At 35.9% G+C, this 6,062-nt stretch carries 7 protein-coding genes; 1 reads left to right on the top strand and 6 read right to left on the bottom strand.

The genetic code is table 11. The features are described from left to right. Positions 1–146: 146 nt before the first annotated feature. The 6 genes from perR to NLJ82_RS02805 form a co-directional block, all read right to left on the bottom strand. Positions 147–575, bottom strand: coding sequence for a peroxide-responsive transcriptional repressor PerR (gene perR / locus NLJ82_RS02830; protein ID WP_000237831.1), 429 nt, complete (start codon positions 573–575; stop codon positions 147–149). A gap of 298 nt (positions 576–873) precedes the next feature. Continuing rightward, a complete protein-coding gene (gene bcp / locus NLJ82_RS02825) occupies positions 874–1,329 on the bottom strand; it encodes a thioredoxin-dependent thiol peroxidase (protein ID WP_000633716.1) in 456 nt (151 codons plus the stop codon). A 44-nt stretch (positions 1,330–1,373) separates the two neighbouring features. Then, positions 1,374–1,778 carry a potassium channel family protein gene (locus NLJ82_RS02820; protein WP_000964351.1) on the bottom strand — a complete coding sequence of 135 codons (405 nt, stop codon included), beginning with the start codon at positions 1,776–1,778 and terminating at the stop codon, positions 1,374–1,376. 72 nt (positions 1,779–1,850) lie between these two features. Next, the gene (locus NLJ82_RS02815; RefSeq protein WP_000639354.1) at positions 1,851–2,636 is read right to left on the bottom strand and encodes an ABC transporter permease; all 786 of its coding nucleotides are present in this window, start codon (positions 2,634–2,636) and stop codon (positions 1,851–1,853) included. A 4-nt stretch (positions 2,637–2,640) separates the two neighbouring features. After that, positions 2,641–3,432: an ABC transporter permease gene (locus NLJ82_RS02810; protein ID WP_000521517.1), complete on the bottom strand. Its 792-nt coding sequence runs from the start codon at positions 3,430–3,432 to the stop codon at positions 2,641–2,643. After that, the gene (locus NLJ82_RS02805; protein ID WP_000843646.1) at positions 3,425–4,438 is read right to left on the bottom strand and encodes an ABC transporter ATP-binding protein; all 1,014 of its coding nucleotides are present in this window, start codon (positions 4,436–4,438) and stop codon (positions 3,425–3,427) included. Before NLJ82_RS02805 ends, NLJ82_RS02810 begins: the two co-directional genes overlap by 8 nt. Before the next feature lie 121 nt (positions 4,439–4,559). Between NLJ82_RS02805 and hemL the strand changes: the two genes are divergently transcribed. Continuing rightward, entirely contained in the window at positions 4,560–5,864 is a 1,305-nt protein-coding gene (hemL, locus tag NLJ82_RS02800) for a glutamate-1-semialdehyde-2,1-aminomutase (RefSeq protein WP_000260535.1), read from the top strand. Positions 5,865–6,062 lie beyond the last annotated feature (198 nt).

The following is a 6,062-nucleotide window of genomic DNA, read 5'->3' as shown; positions in this document are numbered from 1 at the left end:
TTCTTAACTAAGAAATCACCTTTTGTATTTATCCTTAATTAAATCCTCCACTGAACATTTTAACTCCTTCTGAACCTAACGTAATTCCCATATATAATAAAGAAAGAGGTTGACGTAAAGCCGTCAGCCTCTTTCTTTATTATATATTACGCCTTATGACACTCTGGACAAACGCCATAAATTTCTAAGCGATGACTATTAATAACGAAGCCTGTTGTTTTTGCAGCTTCCTCTTCAAGTTGTTCCAAACCTCCATAAGGAAAATCAACAATTTTACCACATTTTTCACAAATCACATGATAATGTTGACTTGTAACATAATCAAATCTACTTGAAGCGTCTCCATAAGTTAATTCCTTTACAAGCCCAACCTCTTTAAATACACGTAAGTTATTATAGACAGTTGCAACACTCATATTTGGAAACTTACCTTCTAATGCTTTATAAATATCATCCGCTGTTGGGTGCGTCATTGATTCCACAAGGTACTCTAAAATAGCATGACGCTGTGGAGTAATGCGTACACCCGTATTTTTCAGCATTTCTAGCGCTTCTTTTAATTCTTCTTTGACCACCGTCATGCACCCCGATTCTATACGGATTATTATTTTATAATTCTTATAAAGAGTGTACTCCTTTTCTTATAAATCGTCAATATTTCTACTATAAGTATGTGGTTTATTTTTGTATATAGCCTTATTCTTATGTATCTTTCCCCATTTCCTATACATTTACATAGAAAAAAAGTGCGACATAATCGCACTTGGAATACTATCATCTGAGGAGGTATGCCCTACACTTCACTTTATGTAAGACAATAAAATATGTATAGACACTCGCCTTACTTCTATATATTTTATCTCCACAATGGATTTACTTTATATAAGAAAGAACATCTTCAATATGTCCCTTCACTTTCACTTTACGCCACTCTTTTACAAGCTCACCGTCTTTATTAATAAGGAATGTAGAGCGCTCAATTCCCATGTACTCTTTCCCAAAGTTCTTTTTCAACTTCCAAACATCATACAATTCCGCTACCTTATGATCTTCATCTACTAAAAGTACAAATGGAAGTTCATGCTTCTCAATGAACTTCAGATGTCTGTTCGCTGAATCAGGGCTTACACCAAGAATAATTGTGTCCTTCTCTTGAAATAATCCATATGCATCTCGAAAATCACATGCTTCAGTTGTACACCCTGGAGTCATATCTTTCGGATAAAAATATAGAACTACATTTTTACCACGAAAATCAGCCAAGCGAACTTGTTCCCCGTTACTTCCCTCTAATGTAAATTCTGGAGCCATTTCTCCTACTGTGATCATTGTTATCACTCCTACTCTTTTCTTTTACTATAACAAATGCTTCCTTATTTTTCATTGTCTGTTACAGACCTCATTACGAAAGCAAACGGTAATGTATATCCAATTAGCGCTTCTCCAATCGCAATCCATCGCCCAATTCCAATCGGAGATATGTCACCATATCCAACAGACAATAAAGTAACTGCGCTAAAATATAAACAAATTTCAACCAGTTGAAAAGAGTGAGCGTTTAAACTTTCTCCATCCTCTTTCAAAACTGCAAAACCCATTTCCTCTAATACAACGTAACTTAATCCAAATGCAATCAATACTGTTGTATAAATCAAAAATAATGTAGCTAAATTATACAGCGAAAAAAAACGCGTTGAATCCGAATAGGAACTCCATAATAATTGGACACTCCTCAAAATAGCAATTGCTGCAATTAATAGAATAAATCCCCATAACATGTCCTCCACCTCATTTTATATGTATGAGACAGCCATTAGATTTATCCCTTAGAAACAAACAAGCTTTTATAATTAATTCCCTGCACCACGGTACCTTTTTACCCCTTGATTCCAAAGAGTAATTGCAATCGTAAAACAGATAACACCAACGAGCGGTGTTGCAAATGCATAGCTATTCCACTCTGTTTTTCTTAAAAAGTACGCTGCTGGATACACTCCGACAAACGCAAATGGTAGGACAAACGTTAAAATGAAGCGAATCACACGGTTATAAATATTAACAGGATAGCGGCCATAATTCCCTATGTTATACATTAGCGGCATAATCGAACTTTTCGCGTCCGACCAAAAACCAAGACTTGCAAGCGTAACAAATATCCCTCCGTATACAAGTGCGCCCCCTCCTACCATCAACAAGAATAAGAAGATATCGTACCAGTAAAAAGATAATTGCAACTCCACTGCTGCGTAGCCCATTACAATCATTCCCGTAATCGCTCCAATTAAAGATTCAAGCTCCATTCTTTCTAAAATAATTTGAAATAAACTATGAATCGGTCTCGTTAATATGCGATCCATTTCTCCTTTAATAATGTAACGATCATTAAAGTCCCATATGTTAAAGAAAGCTGAGAAAATGGCAAACGGCACTAAAAAGAAACCATAAATAAAGATGACTTCTTCTCTACTCCAACCTTTTAATGCTTGCGTATGTCCAAACACAACAAGAATAAAGATTAAATTAACAGCCTGTAGTGATAAATCAGAAAGTAACCCAACGATAAAATCGCCCCGATACTCCAATTTTGTTTTTATATATTGACTTGCATATTGCAAAAATAGTTTTATATATATCATCTCATCATCCCCCTTGTACAATTAGACGTTTTCTCGCCGTTCTCCACATGAGTACAATCGGAATAATAAGTACAATGGCCCAAATTACTTGGAATAATAATGCCTCATACAATTTACTTCCTTGTATACCTTCTGAGAAAATCATACTCGGAATATAACTAATAGCCTGAAACGGTAAAAACATCATTGCCTTTTGGGCCCATAACGGATAAAAACTAATTGGTAATAATAGACCTGAAAACAAATCAATAACAACACGTTTTGCATACATAATTCCGCTATTATTAAACAAGAAGAATGTGAGCATTCCCGTCATTAAATTAATTTGTGTATTAATAATAAAACTAAATATTAAAGATAAGAAGAAATATAACCACGTTTGAAAGTTCGTTGTAATTTGCAATGAAAATAATAAGGTAACGATGACCATACCCGGAATTGAAAAGAAGGCAAAGCGAAATATTCCTTCACCAAGACCTTGCATCACTTTCATCCCTAAATAGTTATATGGACGTATCAGTTCTACCGCTACACGTCCTTCTTGAATCTCCATCGCAATTTCCCTGTCTATATTATTAAAATAAAAAGCACGTGCCATCCACGCAATTGCGATATACGTAGTCATTTGCGAAATAGATAAACTTTCAATATTCTCTTTTCCGCTATAAATTGCTTGCCACAAAAAATAATATGCGCCGATATTAATTGTATAAATTAAAATCCCGCTATAGTAGTTTGTACGATACGCAAGCATCATTAAAAAGCGAATTCGAATCATTTCAATGTACTTACCCATGTTTAATACCTTCCTCATAAATGTTACGAATAATTTCCTCTGTAGACACTTCGTTAATTTTTAAATCTTTAATTTGAAAGGCTTGTACCACTTTAGAAATAAGCATTGAAATAATAACTTCTTCATTCGGTATTTTGGCAATCCACGCGTTTTCCTCTTTCGCTTTCGACCAAACGACATGACTATCTGGCATAACCATTGATAAATCCTGATAAGAAACTGGTGCGACAAACTGAAAATGTATTTCTTTCTCTGCTCCCCACTGCGTACGAAGATTATTTAAAGAACCGTCATACATAATATTGCCTTCATCCAGCATGATAACGCGCTCACATAAAGCTTCAATATCAGTAATATCATGAGTTGTTAATAAAATCGTTGTTTTATAACGTTCATTCATTTCTTTTAAAAATTCACGTATTTTCAATTTCACAAGTACATCTAACCCAATTGTTGGTTCATCTAAAAATAATAACGGCGGATTATGAATTAATGCTGCCGCTAATTCACAACGCATTCTTTGACCTAAAGATAGCTTTCGAACTGGCTTATCTAATAAAGGACCAATATCTAACGTTTCGATCACGTGCTCCATATGTTCTTTATACTGAGCGTCTGATACACCGTACACTTTTTTTAATAAACGAAACGATTCTTGCACGGCAATATCCCACCACAGTTGCGAGCGTTGACCGAAAACAACACCAATTGTTCTTACAAATTCTTCCCTCTGCTTATGTGGGTTCATCCCATTTACTAAAATGTCTCCTGATGTCGGAGTCAAAATTCCCGTAAGCATTTTAATTGTCGTTGATTTACCGGCACCGTTCTCACCGATATATCCAACCATTTCACCTTGTTTCACAGTAAAAGATACATCATTTACTGCTGGTACTATTTTATAATTACGATTTAATAAATCGCGAAATGCACCCTTTAAACCCGGACGACTTGAATAGGCTGTAAATTCTTTACGTAACCCTTGTACCTCAATTACCGATTTCATAACCGGACCCCCTTCCTAAATGTCACAACGAATAGTTTACCCAACTGCCTTCTCTATCACAAACAATACGTCTTTTCGAAAAACATGTTAGAATAATACATAGATTTTTGTAAGGAGATGAATGGTAGTGAAATTCACAAAATCAGAAGCATTACATAAAGAAGCTTTAGAACATATCGTTGGCGGTGTTAATAGTCCTTCTCGTTCTTTTAAAGCAGTTGGTGGCGGCGCTCCTGTTGCTATGGAACGTGGAAAAGGTGCTTATTTCTGGGATGTAGACGGAAATAAATATATCGATTATTTAGCAGCATACGGTCCTATTATTACTGGACATGCTCACCCGCACATTACAAAAGCAATTACAACAGCTGCTGAAAATGGTGTACTTTACGGAACTCCAACAGCGCTAGAAGTAAAATTTGCAAAAATGTTAAAAGAAGCAATGCCTGCATTAGATAAAGTTCGCTTCGTAAACTCTGGTACTGAAGCTGTAATGACAACAATTCGTGTCGCTCGCGCTTACACAGGCCGCACAAAAATTATGAAATTCGCTGGTTGTTACCACGGTCATTCTGATTTAGTACTTGTAGCAGCTGGATCTGGCCCTTCTACACTAGGAACTCCTGACTCAGCGGGTGTACCACAAAGTATCGCTCAAGAAGTTATTACCGTTCCATTTAATAATGTAGAAACTTTAAAAGAAGCATTAGATAAATGGGGACATGAAGTAGCAGCTATTCTTGTAGAACCAATCGTTGGAAACTTCGGTATTGTAGAGCCAAAACCTGGCTTCCTTGAGAAAGTGAATGAACTTGTTCACGAAGCTGGTGCACTAGTAATTTATGATGAAGTTATTACTGCTTTCCGCTTCATGTACGGTGGTGCTCAAGACTTACTTGGCGTAACACCAGACTTAACAGCGCTTGGTAAAGTTATTGGCGGCGGACTTCCAATCGGTGCTTACGGTGGTAAGAAAGAAATTATGGAACAAGTTGCCCCTCTTGGACCTGCATATCAAGCTGGTACAATGGCAGGAAATCCTGCTTCTATGGCATCTGGTATTGCTTGTCTAGAAGTTCTTCAACAAGAAGGGCTTTATGAAAAATTAGATGAACTTGGTGCAATGCTTGAAAAAGGAATTTTAGAGCAGGCTGAAAAACATAATATCGATATTACATTAAACCGCCTAAAAGGCGCTTTAACTGTATACTTCACAACAAATACAATTGAAGATTACGATGCAGCACAAGATACAGACGGAGAAATGTTCGGTAAATTCTTCAAGCTTATGCTGCAAGAAGGAATTAACTTAGCACCTTCTAAATACGAGGCATGGTTCTTAACGACAGAACATACAAAAGAAGATATTGAATATACAATTGAAGCTGTAGGTAGAGCATTTGCTGCTTTAGCAAACAATAAATAACCCTGCCATTAAAAGGAAAAAAGAAAGCACACCTTTCTTTTTTCCTTTTTTCTATTTCATAAATCCCTCATTAATAGTATAATTATTCATAATTATCTGTTTAATTTTATTTTATATCCTTACTATCTTTGTATACAAGGCTGCTCACGCCTCAAATAGTAAGATTATTCAAACTTTCATAAGAGGGGGGATTGACGG

This window comes from Bacillus paranthracis, from assembly GCF_024296885.1.
In the GTDB taxonomy this organism is placed as follows: Bacteria; Bacillota; Bacilli; order Bacillales; family Bacillaceae_G; genus Bacillus_A; species Bacillus_A paranthracis.
This window is presented reverse-complemented; position numbering and strand designations above follow the sequence as displayed.

What these genes read in the sequence shown, in the direction of transcription:
- NLJ82_RS02810 (WP_000521517.1), bottom strand. Translation starts at nt 3,432, where the DNA reads ATGGGTAAGTACATTGAAATGATTCGAATTCGCTTTTTAATGATGCTT.
- NLJ82_RS02820 (WP_000964351.1), bottom strand. Translation starts at nt 1,778, where the DNA reads ATGTTATGGGGATTTATTCTATTAATTGCAGCAATTGCTATTTTGAGG.
- bcp (WP_000633716.1), bottom strand. Translation starts at nt 1,329, where the DNA reads ATGATCACAGTAGGAGAAATGGCTCCAGAATTTACATTAGAGGGAAGT.
- NLJ82_RS02815 (WP_000639354.1), bottom strand. Translation starts at nt 2,636, where the DNA reads ATGATATATATAAAACTATTTTTGCAATATGCAAGTCAATATATAAAA.
- NLJ82_RS02805 (WP_000843646.1), bottom strand. Translation starts at nt 4,438, where the DNA reads ATGAAATCGGTAATTGAGGTACAAGGGTTACGTAAAGAATTTACAGCC.
- hemL (WP_000260535.1), top strand. Translation starts at nt 4,560, where the DNA reads ATGGTAGTGAAATTCACAAAATCAGAAGCATTACATAAAGAAGCTTTA.